Origin of the sequence: Nostoc sp. T09, assembly GCF_002154695.1 — a bacterium.
Lineage (GTDB): Bacteria > Cyanobacteriota > Cyanobacteriia > Cyanobacteriales > Nostocaceae > Aulosira.
The window spans coordinates 1-19,434 of the sequence record NZ_MTAV01000105.1; the positions used below are offsets into that span (position 1 = coordinate 1).

Sequence of the window (19,434 nt, forward strand, 5' to 3'; positions counted from 1 at the left end):
TTCGGGCACTACAATTGCCATTTCGGGCACTACAATTGCCATTTCGGGCACTACAATTGCTATTTCGGACACTTTTAATGGTTGTCAGGTTTTGTAGTGGGGTCTTTAATGCTGATTTTTGTCAAATTGGTAAAGGCACAGGATTAAGACTTGCGATCGCTCGTCAAATTGCTGAAGAAACTCATGATGGGCGCATAAGCTGTCACTCTCTTCTTGGTGAGAATACATAATTACCTAAAATTTAGGTATAATATATTACTTATGATGATTTTGATTTTAATCTCTGATATTGCTCTAAAATATTTGATTTCTCATATTTATGCGTAAATTATCCTGATTTGTGATGTAAATATTATTGCCTTACATTAGAAATAATTTTACGCATCTGGGAATACTAAATCTTACAGTCTCACGAATTTAGTAATTCAGCAATATGCCTAGTAATCAAGCCAGTATTCCCGGTTATCACATCAGCGAAGAAGTATACAACGGTTCTCGCACCTTGGTTTATCGTGGATATCGAGAGACTGACCAACAGCCTGTAGCGATCAAGCTGTTGAAAAATCCTTATCCCAGTTTCAGCGAATTGGTGCAGTTTCGTAACCAGTACACGATCGCCAAAAATCTCAACTCGCCGCTAATCATTCAAACCTACAGCCTGGAACCCTATCAGAATGGCTATGCGTTAGTGATGGAAGACTTTGGGGGTATTTCCCTCAACCAATGGCTAGAGACAAGGGGGACTGCACTAACTTTAATAGAATTTTTCGATATTGCGATCGCTCTGTGCAATAGCTTAAATCTTCTCTATGATCATCGCATCATTCATAAAGATATTAAACCCGCCAATATTTTAATTAATCCTCAAACTCAGGAAATTAGATTAATTGATTTTAGTATTGCTTCACTATTACCACGAGAAACGCAAACTCTAATAAGTCCCAATGTTCTGGAAGGAACACTCGCTTATTTGTCTCCAGAACAAACAGGGAGAATGAATCGGGGGATTGATTACCGCACTGATTTTTATTCTTTGGGTGTGACTTTTTATGAGTTACTCACAGGAGAGTTACCGTTTCAAACAAATGACCCGATGGAGATTGTACATTGTCATATTGCTAAAATGCCAACGGCATTAGGGAACAGGGAACAGGGAACAGGGAACAGGGAAGAAATTCCGGAAGTTTTATCAGATATTGTCATGAAATTGATGGCGAAAAATGCGGAAGACCGCTATCAGAATGCATTAGGATTAAAATTTGATTTAGAAAATTGCTTAAAACAGCTACAGACAACTGGTAAAATTGCAGACTTCTCCATTGGTCAACGGGATGTGTGCGATCGCTTTATTATCCCTGATAAACTTTATGGACGAGACACAGAAGTAGAAATCCTCATTCAAGCATTTGACAGAGTCAGCTTAGGTGCAACTGAAATGATGCTGGTAGCTGGCTTTTCTGGTATTGGAAAAACTGCGGTTGTCAACGAAGTTCATAAACCTATTGTTAGACAGCATGGTTATTTTATTAAAGGTAAATTTGACCAGTTTAATCGAAATATTCCTTTTTCAGCATTTGTACAAGCTTTTCGGGATTTAATGGCACAGCTATTAACAGAAAGTGATGCGCAACTCCAGCAATGGAAAACTAAGATATTAGAAGCTGTTGGTGAAAATGGACAGGTAATTATTGAAGTCATCCCCGAATTAGGAAAAATTATTGGTGAACAACCTCTAGCGCCAGAATTATCAGGAACGGCATCACAAAATAGATTTAATTTATTGTTTCAAAAATTTACACAGGTCTTTACCAGTGAGGAACATCCATTAGTAATATTTTTAGATGATTTGCAATGGGCAGATTCAGCATCGCTGAAGTTAATGCAGCTACTAATGGCTGATACAGGTTATTTCTTATTAATTGGTGCATACCGTGATAACGAAGTCAACTCAGTACATCCTTTCATGTTGACTTTGAGTGAAATTGAAAAAACGCAAGCAACAATTCACACAATTACTTTAGCACCACTCAGTCAAAGCCAAGTTAATTACTTAGTAGCTGACACACTTAAATGTATAGAAGATTTAGCATTACCGCTTTCGCAATTAGTGTATCAAAAAACTCAAGGTAATCCATTTTTCGCCACACAATTTCTTAAAGCATTATATCAAGACGGATTGATTCAATTTACCCCTTATCAAGGAGGGGCTACGGGGGGTTGGCAATGTGATATTGCACAAGTAAATCAACAAGCAGTTACAGATGATGTTGTTGCCTTTATGGCTTTTCAATTACAAAGACTGCCTCAATCTACTCAAGAGGTATTACAGTTAGCTGCTTGTATTGGTAATCAATTTGATTTGGCAACATTGGCAATTGTTTTAGAAGAATCAGAAATAGAAACGGCAACTTTTTTATGGAAAGCTTTGCAGGAAGGCTTGATTTTACCCCAAACTGAAATATATAAATTTTTTCAAGACGCAGAGGCACTGGGTACAAGTGACTGGACACTAAAAACTGAGCAATTTTCCTTGTGTCCAACTTACAAATTTCTCCACGACCGAGTTCAACAAGCTGCTTACTCGTTAATTGCCGAAGATCAGAAAAAAACAACTCACTTAAAAATTGGGCAACTTTTGTTAAAAAATACTTCCTTAAAAGAACAAGAGGAGAAGATATTTGAAATTGTTAATCAACTCAATTTTGGAGTAGATTTACTCACCAATCAGTTAAAAAGAAATGAACTAGCTCAACTCAATCTCATAGCAGGTCAGAAAGCAAAGTTATCCACAGCTTATGAAACAGCTATTAGATATCTGAATGTTGGGTTAGATTTGCTAGCAGCTGATAGTTGGCAGTCTCAATATGACTTAACCCTCAAAATTTATATTGAAACTGTAGAGGCAGAATATTTAAATATTAACTTTGAGCGTTCGATACATCTCAATGAAATTGCTTTGCAAAACACTAAAACTCTACTCGATAGAGTTAAATTATATGAAGCACAGATGCAGATTTATATAGCTCAATTAGAAATGGTCAAAGCTATTGAAATAGGGCTGCAAATTTTAGAAAGATTAGATATTTATCTGGTAGATTTGGCAAGGAATGAGAGCTTAGTAGTTAATCTACCCAACCTAGACGATCTGACAAAACTTTTAGTGATGACCGATCCATATAAACTATCAGCCATGCAGATTATCAAAATTCTCTGCGCTCCAGTTTTTATGGCTAAACCAGAAATTTTTCCCCAGGTAATCATTACAATGGTCAATCTCTGTATTGAACATGGTAATTCTGCATTGTCTGCATTTGCCTATGGCTTTTATGGATTGTTAATGTCTGGAATTGGCAAATTAGATGAAGGATATCATGCTGGTAATATTGCTTTAAAGCTTTTGAATGAATTTGATGCTAAAGATTTGAAAGCAAAAGTTTATAATCTATTTAATTCTAATATTAGAACATGGAAAGAACACAGTAAAAATAGTATTATTCCATTACAAGAAGCAGTGCAAAGTGGTTTAGAGACAGGAGATATTGAGTGGGGAGGTTATTCTGCTGCTAATCTCTGTAGTTACCTATTTTTCTGTACAGATAACTTAGAATCTGCTGTTCAGCAACAAGCAGTATATGTAGACATTTGCGTAAAAATCAAACAAGAAATACCTATTCATTTCTCCCAAATATGGCGGCAATTAGGTTTGAATTTATTAGGTTTAGCTGAAGACAAATATTTATTGATTGGAAATAGCTTTGATGAAGCTGAAAAACTACCTTGTTTAATCGCGGCTAAAAGTGGTACAGTCCTATTTATTTTTTATGTAGCTAAAACAATTTTAATTTATCAACTAGGGGATTATTCTCAAGCTTTAAAATTAATAGATTTAGCTCATCAACAGGCAGGATCTGCATTTGGTTTCATGCAGGTTGTCATCCTCAACTTCTATCATTCTCTGGCTTTCAGTGCCAACTATTTACAAGCTGAAATTAGTGAACAACAAAAGTATTTAGAGCAAATTGAAGCCAATCAGGAAAAAATGCGATTCTGGGCATACCATGCTCCTATGAATAATCAGCATCGCTACGATCTGGTTGAAGCAGAAAAGGCACAAATACTTGGGCAATATCGAGAAGCTGCTGACCTGTACGATCGCGCCATTTCTCTAGCTAAAGCTAACGGTTACATCCAAGAAGAAGCACTCAGCAATGAACTGGCAGCTAAATTCTACCTCAACTGGGGCAGAGAAAAGTTAGCTCAAGCATATATGCAAGAAGCTTACTACTGCTATGCTCGCTGGGGAGCAAAAGCAAAAGTTAATCACCTAGAAAAAAGCTATCCCCAATTACTCCAACTCATCCTGCAACAGCAACGAATCAACTTCAACCCCCTAGAAACTCTTTCCTTTCGTAAGACTTCCTCATCCACTCGCACTTCTAGCACTGGTAGCAGTATTTCCGACGTTCTAGATTTTACCTCTGTTCTCAAAGCTGCTCAAGCTATATCCAGTTCTCTGGAATTAGATACACTCATTGCCAGTCTCACTCGCATTATCCTCCAAAACTCTGGCGCGGAAAAAGCTGTACTGATTCTTCCCCAAGAAAATACTTGGCAAGTACGAGCAATTACTTTTATTGATCGTGATCAAATACAAACTAACCTCAGCCCACAATTATTAGAAAATTGTCTACATGTTCCCATAAAAATTATCTATTACGTCAAAAATAACCAGCAAACAGTTGTTATAAATAACCAGCAAACAGATATTCCTGGGGGACTTGGGGAATATATGCACCGCACACAACCCCAGAGTGTATTATGTACACCTATTATTAATCAAGGGTATTTGGTGGGGATTCTCTACCTAGAAAATCAACTGACGAGTGGGGTATTTACTAGCGATCGCCTCAACGTCATTAACTTTCTGTCTTCTCAAGCAGCAATCTCTCTAGAAAATGCTCGACTTTATCAACAAGCTCAACAAGCATTACAAGATTTACAACAAGCCCAACTACAAATCGTGCAAAGTGAGAAAATGTCAGCACTGGGTAACTTAGTTGCAGGCGTAGCCCATGAAATGAACAATCCTCTCGGTTTTATTGCTGCTAGTCTCAAACAAGCTAAACCTACCATTGCTGATATTGTTGAACACTTGAATTTGTATCAGGAAAGCTTCCCCAACAAAAGTGATGAAATCAAAGACCATGCTGAGTCAATCGACTTAGATTATATCTTAGAAGACTTACCCAAGATGACTGATGCAATGGTAATAGCGTGTGATAGATTGAAAAAAATCAGCACTAGTCTTCGCACTTTTTCTCGTGCTGATAGGGATTACAAAGTACCATTTAACATTCATGAAGGCATTGATAGCACAATTTTAATCCTGAAACATCGTCTCAAAGCCAATGCACAACGCCCAGCTATTGAAGTTGTCACCAACTACGGCAATTTACCTCAGGTTGAATGTTTTCCTGGGCAAATAAATCAGGTATTTATGAATATTTTGGCAAATGCAATTGATGCTTTGGATGAGTCAAATACTGGACGGAGTCTTGCAGAAATTCAAGCAAATCCCAACCGGATTATAATTACAACTTCAGTAGAAGCTCAAGGTGTGAAAATTACCATTACTGATAATGCTAAGGGCATGAGTGAGGAAATAAAACAAAAGATTTTCGACTATTTATTTACGACTAAAGCTGTCGGTAGAGGAACAGGGTTAGGATTAGCGATCGCGCGTCAAATCGTTGAAGAAACTCACAATGGTAAGTTGAGTTGTAGTTCTGTTCTTGGTGAAGGTACAAAATTTATCATTGAGATTCCGGTGTGAGAAGAATTCAGAATTCAGAATAATCCCAAAGGGCGATCGCCAACAGGTAAACTACTGCTGGATTTGTGCTTGCAACATCCTACGGAAAGCGCGTTTAGTTTGGGTTTCTCCTTGAGTTTTGCACTGTGATAAAAACTCGTAAACCATTGATTTAGTTAATATCGGAAATGTCGCGCTAGTTGCTGATTCTTGATATTCACCTTGATGCAACAGATAAATAATTAATCTTGTACCGTTATAGCGCCAAAATTCTGGTACTTTCATTTCTTGGTACATTTGTTTTTTATTAATATCTGTATGAGTTATATCTACTTCTAAAATTAAGTCAGGAGGAGGATCTACCGCTAAGTCTACTGTTTTACCTCTCACAGCAGGCTCATTTTGAATATAGTAACATTTATCAGGTTCTGCACCAATTTTTGACTTTGGTATTTTTAGAGTCGTAGAAGCCATACTTTTAATATTGAGATTAAGTTCCTCTGTCAAAAGGTGAATCAACATCCCAATATTTTCACTACTAGTTTCATGTTCTTCTAAAGGAGTCATAATCTCCAACATACCGTTGTAATATGTGAGTCGGGCTGCTCGATTATCGCCCAAAGCATCAAGAATTTGCTCATAAGCACCCCAACTGATGTTATGAAGTGTGACACGCTTTTCTGCAAGTGGTTTTTCTGTAGGAGTGCTGTTTATCGCTTCACTGGTAGTAACCATTTAACTCTCCTAAGTTTGTTGAATTCGTAATTCATAATTATGAAAATTGAACATAATCTATTATTTTGTTGCGCAGCGCAACGCACCGCAAACAATCCAAGGTGCGTTAGCCTACGGCATAACACACCCTACTGGCGTGGCAAGGCTAAAATGTTGCAATAAAAAATGTTTGTAGTTGCGCTTTAGCGCCTTCCAATAAATAAATCTAATGCACAACTTTAGGCTTGCCACGCCACTACGGATCTCGTTACTCGTTACTCGGTACTCAGCACTGTTTTTGTGAGCTATGCCCACCTTAAATAGAATCTAACAATTAAAACGTCACAACGCTGCGAATTGATTCTCCTTTGTGCATCAATTCAAAGGCATCATTAATCTGTTCAATCGGCATGACATGGGTAATCAAATCATCAATATTTATCTTCCCATCCATATACCAATCAACAATTTTCGGCACATCTGTACGTCCCCTAGCGCCACCAAATGCCGAACCTTTCCAAACACGTCCAGTTACTAATTGAAACGGGCGAGTACTAATTTCTTGTCCCGCACCCGCAACACCAATAATCACACTCACGCCCCAACCTTTGTGGCAGCATTCTAAGGCTTGGCGCATCACTTTAACATTGCCAATACATTCAAAGCTGTAATCAGCACCGCCTTTGGTTAAGTCAACTAAGTAGGGTACTAAATCACCTTCTACTTCCTTGGGGTTAACAAAGTGCGTCATGCCAAATTTTTCTGCTAAGGCGCGTTTGCTGGGATTAATATCTACCCCGACAATCATATCAGCCCCTACCAGCCGCGCTCCTTGAATAACATTTAAGCCAATACCACCTAAGCCAAAAACTATTACCTTTGCGCCTGGTTCCACCTTGGCTGTATAAACAACTGCGCCAATACCTGTTGTCACCCCGCAGCCAATGTAACAAACCTTATCAAATGGGGCATCTTCCCGAATCTTGGCGACGGCGATTTCGGGCAACACTGTATAGTTGGCAAAGGTGGATGTGCCCATATAATGATGAATCATCTGCCCATCAATGCTAAAGCGACTTGTGCCATCTGGCATCACACCGCGTCCTTGGGTAGGGCGAATTGCTTGGCAGAGATTAGTTTTGAGGCTGAGACAATATTCACACTGGCGACATTCTGGAGTGTAAAGGGGAATGACGCGATCGCCTGGCTTTAGACTGGTAACACCAGCACCTACCTCCACCACTACACCAGCGCCTTCATGTCCTAAGATGGCGGGAAACAAACCTTCAGGATCGTCACCAGAAAGAGTGAAAGCATCGGTATGGCAAACACCACTGGCTTTGATCTCAACTAACACTTCCCCAGCTTGTGGTCCTGATAATTGAACGGTTTCTATAGTTAACGGCTTACCTGCGCCGTAAGCTACTGCGGCTTTAACTTCCACGCGTCAGCCCTCCTGTCTAGAGTTTTCTCAAATAGCTATTTGAGTTTATATCGGGGAGTGGGCGAAGAAATTTTTTGTAACTTTTCTGCAATCTTTTTCATACCTGTGACAGAAAAATAGACAATCAATTCCCTCCTAACGAGCACGTATTGATTGGTAGAAGTTGCGCGATCAACTTTGGAATCAATTCATCTTAGCTTTTGCACACAAGAAACTTTATAAAAATATTTTGACTTTGTTAAAATGTCATTCTCTAGTTAGATTAATAAAAGGTGGAAATAACTGTTTGAGCAACGACGTCAACTTTGTGCTAACAGCATCCCCCCGATAAGAATTTGTCAATACTGTAATAAATTTATTTTCGTCACAGCCTATGAATCCTGCCCTTACTAAAATTGGCGCTCAAATGTCCAACCTGACCGGCGTTCGAGCAATTATGAAAGATATTGTCGAAACGTTACAATCTGGCGCGGGGCAGGAATTGATTAATTTGAGCGCAGGTAATCCGTTGATTTTGCCCGCAGTAGAACGATTGTGGCGTGATTGTACAGCAGATTTACTAGCTAGCTCCGAATATGGTGAGGTTGTTTGCCGTTACGGTTCTAGTCAAGGTTATGCACCATTTATTGAAGCGATCGCTAATGATTTTAATCGCCGCTATGGGTTAAATTTAACTCCTCGCAATATTTTAGTTACTCCTGGTAGCCAGACTCTCTATTTCTACGCTGCTAATGCTTTTGGTGGTTACACTCGCACTGGTGAACTTAAGCAAATCGTCTTACCTTTAAGTCCCGACTACACCGGTTATGGTGGGATCTGCTTAGTTCCAGAAGCATTAATCGCTTATAAACCAGCTCTAGATATTGATGCACCTGCTCACAGGTTTAAATACCGTCCTGACTTCAGCCAACTTTCCATTTCAGAAAGCACGGGTTGCGTTATTGTCTCTCGTCCTTGTAACCCTACAGGTAACGTTCTCACCGATGAAGAGGTAAGAAAAATTGCTGCTTTGGCTGCACCTTACGATGTGCCAGTATTAATTGATTCAGCTTACGCCCCTCCCTACCCAGCGCTGAATTTTACGGATATGTCGTTGATATTTGAAGAAAATATCGTTCATTGCACTAGCTTATCCAAAGCTGGGCTACCAGGGGAAAGGATTGGGATTGCGATTGGGAATGAAAAAATTATTCAAGTTCTAGAGTGCTTTCAAACCAACGCTAGCCTGCATTCTTCGCGTTATGGACAAGCGATCGCAGCTCGTGCTATTAACTCTGGAGCGTTGGCTGAAATTGCCGAACAAGTCATCCGCCCATTCTACCAAAACAAGTTCAGCGTATTAGAAAATACATTAGATGCCGCCATGCCCAAGGATTTACCTTGGTTCCTACATCGCGGTGAAGGAGCTATCTTTGCTTGGTTGTGGTTAGAAGATCTACCAATTACAGATTGGGAATTCTACCAACAATTGAAGCAAGTGGGTGTAATTGTTGTACCTGGTAGTACCTTCTTCCCTGGTTTAAAAGAAGATTGGCCGCACAAGCAGCAATGCTTACGTATCAGCCTTACCGGTAGCGACGAGGAACTGGTAACTGGTATGCGACGTTTGGCTAAGGTAGTTGAACAAGTCTATGAGCGTGCAACTGTGAGTGCTTAGTATCTTAGAAGAAGTGGTAGACCGTCATAAAACTTCCCCTCCTCGCTTGCGGGGAGGGGTTAGGAGTGGGGTAAAAGCTTACTGCATCCCCAACAAAGAACGCTGTAATTAAATAGTGGGAATGAACCGCGAAGACACGAAGAACGCGAAGAAAGAAAGGAAAAAACTTACCAATCCAAAATCTCAAGTTCAAAATCCAAAATTGGATGATTGGCTAGATATTGGTAAGATTGTTGCAGCTCAAGGGCTGTCTGGGGAGTTGCGGGTTTATCCGAATACCGACTTCCCCGAACGATTTGAGGTAGCGGGAACACGCTGGTTGTTGCGTCCGGGTGAGACAGAACCGCAACCTATAGAATTACTGGAAGGGCGCTACATTGAAAACAAAAATTTGTATGTCATCAAATTAGCTGGGGTGGAAAATCGCAACCAAGCAGAGGATTTGCGTGATTCTAAGTTATTGGTGCCAATAAGCGATCGCCCTCAATTGGCAGAAGATGAATATTATGTCCCCGATTTGCTTGGCTTGGAAGTCTTTTTGCAAGCATCGGGTGAACTTGTGGGTACAGTGGTAGATATAATTCCCACTGGTCATGATTTATTAGAAGTGGAATTGCATCCTGATTTTGCGCCTGACAAAAAACACAAGAAAGTTTTAATTCCATTTGTGGAAGCGATCGCACCTGTAGTAGACATACAAGCGCGTCGGATTGAAATTACACCCCCACCGGGGCTATTAGAAATTAATGAGTAAAAGGCAAAGCGATCGCGCTTCCGGATACTGGCTATTGTTACAGTGCGATCGCTCCTGCAATAAACTTTTGCGACTCGTAAATTAAGTTTCTGAGTCGTATTTTAACTTTGCGACTCGTAAACTAAGTTTCTGACTCGGATTTTAACTTCACAACTGATAAACCTGTTTTTATAAACTTATTTAAGCAAAAATAGGCGCATTTATCCAGTTTGCTAATACTCATGCTTCTAAAGATCTGTAGCTTCACTGTGGCTAGTGCATCTGATTGTTGGCTATTGTAGCCTCATCTATTTACCTTTGCATCCAATAACATCAATATTGCGATCGCTGCTTTCAATTGATTTATACTAAATTCAAATTTAGATTACACCATTTTCTGTAATCAACCTCTGTCAAAAGAAATAGGTTCACAGCTATAGCATTACGTCTTTTCAGTAACTACTAAAACAATGATGATTAAATCATCAATCCCATAAATATTAGTTTTATTCTTAAAAATAATCTTAAAAATTAACTAGTCTAATATTGTATCTGCTAGCCTTTCAGTGAGGTCATCATCTGTATTGTTTCAGATGAATTTTAGATTTGAGTAAATAACTGAATCTATTGAACAGCTCAGACTGTCAAATTTTCCAGGTGAATACTGGAAAGTTTTGTCGTGGGTATGATGACGCTCACACCATAGACAACTAAACTTGCATACTGATGAATTAGTCAAAATCTATTGTTGTAATGGAGTTTTGATATGACTGTAGCAACTCCGACTCAATCAAAGCCTTTATCAGATGAAGAATTGCAGAAAATAAACGCCTACTGGCGTGCAGCTAACTATCTTTCTGTAGGGCAAATATATCTCCTCGACAATCCACTGCTAAAAGAACCGCTGAAGCTAGAACATGTTAAACCCAGGCTTTTAGGTCACTGGGGAACAACACCAGGACTGAACTTTATTTACGTGCATTTAAATCGGGTCATCAAAAAGTATGACCTCAACACAATTTACATTGCAGGCCCTGGTCATGGCGGCCCTGGACTTGTCGCCAATACCTACTTAGAAGGTACTTACAGCAAATACTACCCCAACATCTCCCAAGATGTTGTGGGTATGAAGCAACTCTTCAAGCAATTTTCCTTTCCTGGTGGGATTCCTAGCCATGCGGCCCCAGAAACTCCTGGTTCTATTCATGAAGGTGGTGAACTAGGTTATGCACTCGTCCACGCCTATGGTGCTGCTTTCGACAATCCTGACTTAATTGTTGCCGCTGTTGTGGGTGATGGTGAAGCTGAAACTGGAGCTTTAGCAACTAGCTGGCACTCCAACAAGTTTATCAATCCTGTGCATGATGGAGCCGTACTGCCAATTCTGCACCTTAACGGGTATAAAATTGCCAACCCAACTGTACTATCACGCTTGAGTCATAAAGAGTTAGAGAGCTTGTTTATCGGCTATGGTTACAAACCTTACTTTGTGGAAGGCACTGATCCCGCAGATGTCCATCAGCAGATGGCAGCAACTTTAGATACAGTAGTTACAGAAATTCAAAGTATCCAGAGGGAAGCGAGGATACATGGTTTTACCGAACGTCCACAGTGGCCGATGATCGTTCTCAGAACCCCGAAAGGTTGGACAGGCCCCAAAGATGTCGATGGGAAAAAGACTGAGGGTTTTTGGCGATCGCATCAAGTTCCCTTTGGGGAAATCGCTAAAAAGCCAGAACACCTAAAATTGTTGGAAGATTGGTTAAGAAGTTACAAAGCAGAAGAATTGTTTGACGCCAACGGCAAGCTGATTTCAGAGTTAGCAGAACTAGCTCCTAAAGGGCATCGGCGCATGGGTGATAATCCTCATACAAATGGCGGTATCCTACTGCGTGACCTAAAGATGCCTGAGTTCCAAAACTATGCAGTAGATGTTCCCCAACCAGGTAAAGTCGAAGCCGAAGCTACCAAGGTAACGGCGAAATTCCTGCGGGATATCATGCGGCTTAACTTAGACAGCCGCAACTTCCGCATTTTCGGACCCGACGAAACCCAATCGAATCGTCTGGATGCTGTGTTTGAAGTCACAGACAGGACTTGGACTTCTCAAATCCTCCCAGAAGACGAACACCTATCCCCCAATGGACGGGTGATGGAAATTCTCAGCGAAACTAGCTGCCAAGGTTGGTTGGAAGGTTACCTGCTTACAGGTCGTCATGGATTCTTTTCCTGCTATGAGGCATTCATCCACATAGTAGACTCCATGTTTAACCAACACGCTAAATGGCTGAAAAGTACCCTTGACATTCCCTGGCGTCGACCAATTGCGTCCCTTAATTACCTGCTTACCTCCCACGTTTGGCGGCAAGACCACAACGGTTTCTCTCACCAAGATCCTGGTTTTATTGACCTTGTAGCCAATAAAAAATCAGAAATTGTTCGCATTTATTTGCCGCCTGATGCCAATACTTTACTGTCAGTAACTGACCATTGCCTCAGAAGTCGCCATTATGTCAACGTCATTGTTGCTGGGAAGCAGCCAGCGTTGCAGTACCTAGACATGGACGCTGCAATCAAGCACTGTACTAAAGGTCTTGGCATTTGGGAATGGGCAAGCAACGATAAAGGTAGTGAACCAGATGTAGTGATGGCTTGCGCTGGGGATATACCCACCTTAGAAACCTTGGCAGCTGTGGACATCCTGCGCCAGCACTTCCCAGAATTAAAAGTGCGGGTAGTTAACGTAGTCGATTTAATGACGCTACAACCAAAAAGCGAGCATCCTCACGGTTTAAGCAACAAAGACTTTGACACCATTTTCACCAGCGACAAACCCATCATCTTTGCTTTTCATGGCTATCCTTGGTTAATCCATCGCTTAACCTATCGCCACACTAACCATCAAAACTTGCATGTGCGCGGATTCAAGGAAGAAGGAACTACCACCACTCCCTTTGATATGGTCGTCCTCAACGATCTCGATCGCTTCCACCTCGTTATGGACGTGATCGATCGCGTGCCAAAACTAGGAGCTAAAGCAGCTTATGTCAAGCAAATGTTGCAAGATAAGTTGATCGAACACAAGCAATACATTGAGCAACACGGCGAAGATATGCCAGAAATCCGCGACTGGAAGTGGCCTTACTAAAGAAGATACGCTAGGGGATGCGGTGAGGTATAGCAAAACATTTTCGCTGCATCCCCTTAATTTTGGCGATCGCCTTCCGTAAGTTGTAACTGTTCCACTTGTTCCAGCGTTAAACCCGTTACTTTCGCCACTACTTCAATTGACATTCCCTCTGCTAGTAAGTTGATGGCAATTTGTCGTGCTTTTTCTTGAATACCCTCTTCTCGACCTTCTTCTCGACCTTCTTCTCGACCTTCGGCTCGACCTTCGGCTCGACCTTCTTCTAAAGCTTCATTTTTAATTGATTGATAAATCACTGACTCGCGCATCATCTCCCTCCTTAGTAAACGTTGAATCACCCTTTCTTCTAATACTAGCCCAGCTAAAATTGCTGTTGATGCCATGAGATTACTTTGCATCCTGGGGTCGGTAACTTTGTCGATTTGAGCAGCTACTTCTTGCAATGTGTCTGTTTTGTTCGCTGTACTACTCAAAACTGCGAATGGCAGTAATCCGGGAGTTCCCAAAAAGATCTCCTTTGGTTGCTCCCACAAACGAATCACCGTAAAGTCATGCCGCAAGTTTTCTAGTCTAAAACTAGTTTGATAAACGAGTTCGGATGTAGTTTCAGTTAAATAAATCACTACTTGACGCATTCGTTTCTGAGGAAAACGTCGATATACACGCAGGCGATAATCTGCCATGCGAAAGGGAATATTCGCATCTGGTTGAGTTTGGAATTCCAGGTGTAACACCACTTCATCTGATTGCAGTAGAATTAATGCATCAGCACGGATAGGTTCCAAAGACAATTCTTTCGGACTTAACTCTGTGAAGGCAATCGGTTCTCCTAGCAGCCAAGTAGCAAAATCGGTAGAAAATGTTTCAGCGATGAATTTGCAGATATTGTCGAACATGAAGCAATTTTATCAGCCGATGAGCGATCGCTTTTTTGCCAACAATCAATCACACCAATTTGAATTTTTGGTTGAAAATCGCTCTATTAAATGTAACTGAATGTAACAAAAATCATAGCGTTTGTTATGACAAGCGTGATGTTACTAAATATTATGTAGCCCACCAAAACCCGAATATAGTGGACAATGCCCCATGCTCAATGTCCATTGCCAAAACCTTAAAATATGCCAAGAAAATAGGCTCTAAGCGTCTGTTGACTGTAAGGATCAGCTAAGTCAGACCAAAACTATCCAAGCTGAATGCAGCGTTGAAGATAGGGGAATAGCCCTGAGTTCGGGTTATAACAACAGGAGGTTTATTGTGACGAAGTTGAAAGTTGGTATTAATGGATTTGGTCGTATCGGGCGGCTTGTGCTTCGCGCTGGCATTAATAATCCCAACATCGAGTTTGTGGGGATTAACGACCTAGTACCACCAGATAACCTCGCTTATCTGTTCAAATACGACTCTACCCACGGTAAGTTTAAAGGTAAAGTGGAAACTAGGGAAGATGGCTTCGTAATTGATGGGCATTTTATCCCTTGCGTGTCGATTCGGAATCCGGCAGAGTTGCCTTGGGGTCAATGGGGTGTAGATTATGTAGTGGAATCTACAGGACTTTTCACTGGCCAAGAAGGCTCGACAAATCACCTCAAGGCGGGTGCAAAGCGTGTAGTAATTTCTGCTCCTACCAAAGATCCAGAACTAGTTCCTACTTTGTTGATGGGTGTTAACCATCACCTATTTGATCCCAGCAAGCATACTATTGTTTCCAATGCCAGCTGTACTACCAACTGTCTGGCTCCCGTAGCTAAAGTGATCAACGACAATTTCGGCTTGACCGAAGGGTTGATGACTACAGTTCACGCCATGACTGCTACCCAGCCAACCGTAGACGGCCCCAGCAAGAAGGACTGGCGAGGTGGTCGGGGTGCAGCCCAGAATATCATTCCTTCTTCCACAGGTGCAGCCAAAGCTGTGGCACTGGTTTTACCAGAATTGAAGGGTAAGTTGACGGGTATGGCGTTGAGAGTTCCTACTCCCGATGTTTCTGTGGTTGATTTAACCTTTAAGACAGCTAAAGCTACTACTTACAAAGAAATATGCGCGGCGATGAAAGCAGCCGCAGAAGGCGATCTCAAAGGAATACTTGGCTACACTGACGAAGAAGTAGTTTCTACAGATTTTCAGGGTGATACACACTCCAGTATCTTTGACGCAGGTGCAGGAATTGAACTGAACTCAAACTTCTTCAAAGTGGTTGCTTGGTACGACAACGAGTGGGGTTACTCTAATCGTGTAGTTGACCTGATGTTGTCAATGGCACAAAAAGAACAACTTGCCCCAGCAGTTGCTTTGGCTTAATTAGTCATTAGTCAATGGTCATTTGTCATTTGTGATTAACTTATAAACTCTTGACTTTTGACTCTTGACTCTTGACTTTGGTCAAACGGCGCATAACTTGATAGTAAAACTCGATAAAAAAGTGATTTTACTGAGCAGCAAAGTGATATGAAGCACTTGTGAATTTGGACGCGTTAGGCGTTCATGTTGCAGGTTTTGGAGAACACCCCACCAGGCTATTCCTCAATCCCCAATCCCTATGCGTCGAACCAAAATTATTTGTACTGTTGGACCTGCTACATCTGCTCCTGAAAGACTGGAAGCGTTGGTAGAAGCTGGGATGAATATGGCACGGCTGAATTTTTCTCACGGAGCCTATGAATTCCACGCCCAAACTGCTCGCTATCTAAAGCAGATTAGTAGCCAGCAGCGAAAGCCGATCGCAATTATGCAAGACCTGTGTGGCCCGAAGATTCGCTTGGGGACTTTACCACCAGAAGGGCTAATGGTGGAAGCTGGTAGCGAAGTCACTTTTGTTTTACAAGATAAGGGTGAGAGTGTTGACGAACTACCTTTGCCATTGCCGACTTTGTTTGCAATGGTGCGACCAGGTGAACCGATTTCGATTAACGACGGTCGCGTTAAGCTAGTTGTGAGCGATCGCGATGCCGATCGCATTCGTGCCCATGTCAAAATTGGCGGGTTAATTTCCACTCACAAGGGGGTTAACCTGCCAGAAACGCGTTTACCTGTCAGTTCCATCACCGAAAAAGATTTGCTGGATTTGCGGTTTGGCATTCAGTTGGGTGTGGATTGGGTGGCAGTATCCTTTGTGCAATCACCCCAAGACTTAGAACCTGCCCAAAGGATGATTGAAGCGGCGGGAGCAAAGATTCGGGTAATCGCCAAAATCGAACGACCAGAGGCAATCAAGCAATTTGACAGCATTCTGGCGGCTGCCGATGGGATTATGATTGCCCGTGGCGATTTAGGCGTGGAAATGCCGATTCACGAAGTCCCCCTGATTCAAAAAGATATTATTCGCCGTTGCAATCGGGCAGGCAAACCGGTGATTACTGCCACCCAAATGCTGGAATCGATGATTAGCGCCCCCGACCCTACCAGGGCGGAAGCAACAGATGTTGCTAACTCCATCTGGGATGGTACGGATGCTGTCATGCTTTCTGGTGAAACTGCTGTGGGTCAATATCCCATCGCCGCTGTCGAGATCATGCACAATATCGCCGTGCGAACAGAACAGTCTTTGCAAGAAGGTAGTAGCCATTCCTGGTGTCATGAGGCAGGTAGTTTAAGCGTCACGGAATCTGTGGCAGAAGCAGTATGTCGGATTGCCTATGAAACAGGCGCACGAGCAATTCTTTGTAACACTTCTTCAGGAAGTACAGCCCAAATGGTTTCTAAATACCGTCCATCGACACCGATTATTGCCCTTACTCCTGATGAAACCGTTTACCGCCAGCTAGCACTTTCTTGGGGTGTAGTACCCTTGCTAATTCCACCAGCCCACAATGCGGAAGAGATGTTTATGAATGTGGTGAACAGAGTTGTAGACATGGGTTTAGTAAAGGACGGCGATAAAGTAGTGATTACCTCCGGCGTTCCAATTGGTAAATCAGGTACAACGAGTTTAATTAAAGTGCATTCTATTGGACAGCCGATTTTGGCATAAGGCACCTAGAATAAGTCCGAGGCTCAAGATACTAAGCAAACTTGGGCAAAATTAAGAAAAGTTGCCAGAATCAGAATTGAAGCAGCAGCAAAGAGTGTAAACAACAGGGGAATAAGTAAAATTTCCCGCCTACAAGGAGAATCTTAATTTTGTCAGTGGTGAATGGTCAGTAGCAAAGAAATCTATTGACAAATGACAAACGACACGCGTTCGCATAGCGTCCCGCAGGGAAGCGCAGTAAATCCTAAATAAACAACCATCACGGAGTTTTATGTCTAAAAATCTACTTGAACAATTGCGCACAATGACTGTTGTGGTTGCGGATACAGGGGATATCCAAGCCATTGAAAAGTTCAAACCCCAAGACGCTACAACTAACCCTTCGTTGATTACTGCGGCAGCGCAGATGCCTGAATATCAGGAAATTGTCGATCAAACTTTACTGCAAGCTAAGAAAGATGCAGGTGCAGGTGCAAGCCAAGCTCAGATTGCTACTATAGCTTTTGACCGTTTGGCGGTAGCTTTCGGACTGAAGATTTTACAAATCATTCCCGGTCGCGTTTCTACAGAAGTAGATGCTCGTTTATCTTACGATACTGATGCCACTGTTGCTAAGGCTAGAGAATTAATTGCCCAATACAAAGCTGCGGGAGTTTCTCGCGATCGCGTGCTAATTAAAATTGCCTCCTCTTGGGAAGGTATTCGCGCTGCGGAAATCCTGGAGAAAGAAGGTATTCATTGTAACTTAACACTGCTGTTTGGATTGCACCAAGCGATCGCCTGTGCAGAAGCTGGCATTACCCTAATCTCTCCCTTCGTCGGTCGAATTCTCGACTGGTACAAAAAAGAAACTGGACGCGATAGCTACCCTGCTGCGGAAGATCCAGGTGTAGTTTCTGTCACCACAATCTACAACTACTACAAGAAATTCGGCTACAAAACCGAAGTTATGGGAGCTAGTTTCCGTAACGTTGGCGAAATCACTGAATTGGCAGGTAGTGATTTGCTGACCATTTCTCCTTCACTGTTAGCTGAATTGCAAGCCACCATTGGCGAACTACCACGCAAACTTGACCCCTCCAAGGCAGCAAGCATGGAAATTGAAAAAATTTCCATCGACAAAGCCACCTTTGAGAAAATGCACGCTGCTGACCGCATGGCATCTGACAAACTAGCAGAAGGTATTCAAGGTTTCACCAAGGCGCTGGAAGACCTGGAAAAACTGCTAGCAAACAGATTGGCTACTCTAGAAACTAAAGCAACCAGTCCTGTAGCTTAGAATTTCTCGCCATTTAGTTAGCACTTCAGTTTTTAAATATTGCACTCAAAAACCCGGTTATTTCAATAATCGGGTTTTTTATATCTTTTTTTAAACTTTAGGATTTTTCTTTGAGCGTCGGACATTCTTGCGCCGCGAACCACCAGCCATTTCGTATTCCTGGCTGGTTTTACCATATTGGCTAGCGACTCCTAGCAACATCTTTTCTGACATTTCTTGCACCCGTTTTTCTGCGTTATTGACATCATCTGTAAGTTTGTCGATGGAAGATAAGGCAATATTGTAAGCAGCAAGCTTAGACTTGAGTTCGTTAATTGTGTTGTTGAAAGCTTCTAGAGTATTTCCTGCGCCAAAATCCAGATTTGTGTTGAGCGACTGCAAGCTTTCTATCCGCCGTTCAGCTCGTTCTAAAGTAGTGGAATTTCTTTTCCGACGTGCCATAATGCATTCCTGTTATTAGGGTTAATAGTTCTGTTTTATACAGGAATATATTTAATTGACATGAGGAAAATCCAGCAAAGTCTTAGTAAAGTTGTAATTACAGTTAGCAATTACTTAGTAAATATTACTTAGGGTTTAGGGCTGTGTATCTGTCGCATTCTTTTTTCAAATTGGGATAATACCGATTCAAACAATGTTTGCGACAGATAAATCATTCCGAGGGCACAGCAGTGCTT

General features: G+C 41.7%; 12 protein-coding genes. 8 read left to right on the forward strand and 4 right to left on the reverse strand.

Translation table 11 applies throughout. The annotated features are described in order from the left end of the window. The coding region (locus BV372_RS36530; protein WP_179198174.1) for a hypothetical protein at positions 1 to 230 on the forward strand (230 nt) is incomplete at its 5' end. 203 nt (positions 231 to 433) lie between these two features. Beyond that, positions 434 to 5,833 (forward strand): ATP-binding sensor histidine kinase, encoded by a 5,400-nt coding sequence (locus tag BV372_RS20735; RefSeq protein WP_086688384.1) that lies wholly within the window; start codon positions 434 to 436, stop codon positions 5,831 to 5,833. Between the two features lie 51 nt (positions 5,834 to 5,884). Here BV372_RS20735 and BV372_RS20740 read toward each other — a convergent pair whose 3' ends face one another. Beyond that, on the reverse strand, positions 5,885 to 6,547 hold the full coding sequence (locus BV372_RS20740; protein WP_086688385.1) for a Uma2 family endonuclease: 663 nt from the start codon (positions 6,545 to 6,547) through the stop codon (positions 5,885 to 5,887). 313 nt (positions 6,548 to 6,860) lie between these two features. Then, positions 6,861 to 7,970, reverse strand: a complete 1,110-nt coding sequence (locus BV372_RS20745) for an S-(hydroxymethyl)glutathione dehydrogenase/class III alcohol dehydrogenase (protein ID WP_086688386.1) — start codon at positions 7,968 to 7,970, stop codon at positions 6,861 to 6,863. Between the two features lie 373 nt (positions 7,971 to 8,343). Between BV372_RS20745 and BV372_RS20750 the strand changes: the two genes are divergently transcribed. From BV372_RS20750 to BV372_RS20760, 3 genes are all read left to right on the forward strand, one after another. Then, on the forward strand, positions 8,344 to 9,627 hold the full coding sequence (locus BV372_RS20750) for a valine--pyruvate transaminase (RefSeq protein WP_086688387.1): 1,284 nt from the start codon (positions 8,344 to 8,346) through the stop codon (positions 9,625 to 9,627). 121 nt (positions 9,628 to 9,748) lie between these two features. After that, positions 9,749 to 10,381: a ribosome maturation factor RimM gene (rimM, locus tag BV372_RS20755; protein ID WP_086688388.1), complete on the forward strand. Its 633-nt coding sequence runs from the start codon at positions 9,749 to 9,751 to the stop codon at positions 10,379 to 10,381. Positions 10,382 to 11,126: 745 nt separating this feature from the next. Then, complete coding sequence (locus BV372_RS20760) at positions 11,127 to 13,508, forward strand: phosphoketolase (RefSeq protein ID WP_086688389.1); 2,382 nt, start codon at positions 11,127 to 11,129, stop codon at positions 13,506 to 13,508. 56 nt (positions 13,509 to 13,564) lie between these two features. Here BV372_RS20760 and BV372_RS20765 read toward each other — a convergent pair whose 3' ends face one another. Beyond that, positions 13,565 to 14,404 (reverse strand): Rpn family recombination-promoting nuclease/putative transposase, encoded by an 840-nt coding sequence (locus tag BV372_RS20765; protein WP_086688390.1) that lies wholly within the window; start codon positions 14,402 to 14,404, stop codon positions 13,565 to 13,567. 361 nt (positions 14,405 to 14,765) lie between these two features. On the opposite strand from BV372_RS20765, the gene gap reads away from it, so the two are divergent. The 3 genes from gap to BV372_RS20780 all read left to right on the forward strand — a co-directional run bounded on the left by gap (position 14,766) and on the right by BV372_RS20780 (position 18,757). Then, entirely contained in the window at positions 14,766 to 15,809 is a 1,044-nt protein-coding gene (gap, locus tag BV372_RS20770; RefSeq protein WP_086688391.1) for a type I glyceraldehyde-3-phosphate dehydrogenase, read from the forward strand. 238 nt (positions 15,810 to 16,047) lie between these two features. After that, positions 16,048 to 17,478: a pyruvate kinase gene (gene pyk, locus BV372_RS20775; protein ID WP_086688392.1), complete on the forward strand. Its 1,431-nt coding sequence runs from the start codon at positions 16,048 to 16,050 to the stop codon at positions 17,476 to 17,478. Between the two features lie 271 nt (positions 17,479 to 17,749). After that, a complete protein-coding gene (locus BV372_RS20780; RefSeq protein ID WP_086688393.1) occupies positions 17,750 to 18,757 on the forward strand; it encodes a transaldolase in 1,008 nt (335 codons plus the stop codon). Between the two features lie 90 nt (positions 18,758 to 18,847). Here BV372_RS20780 and BV372_RS20785 read toward each other — a convergent pair whose 3' ends face one another. Then, positions 18,848 to 19,198 (reverse strand): hypothetical protein, encoded by a 351-nt coding sequence (locus BV372_RS20785; RefSeq protein WP_086688394.1) that lies wholly within the window; start codon positions 19,196 to 19,198, stop codon positions 18,848 to 18,850. Positions 19,199 to 19,434: the final 236 nt, after the last annotated feature.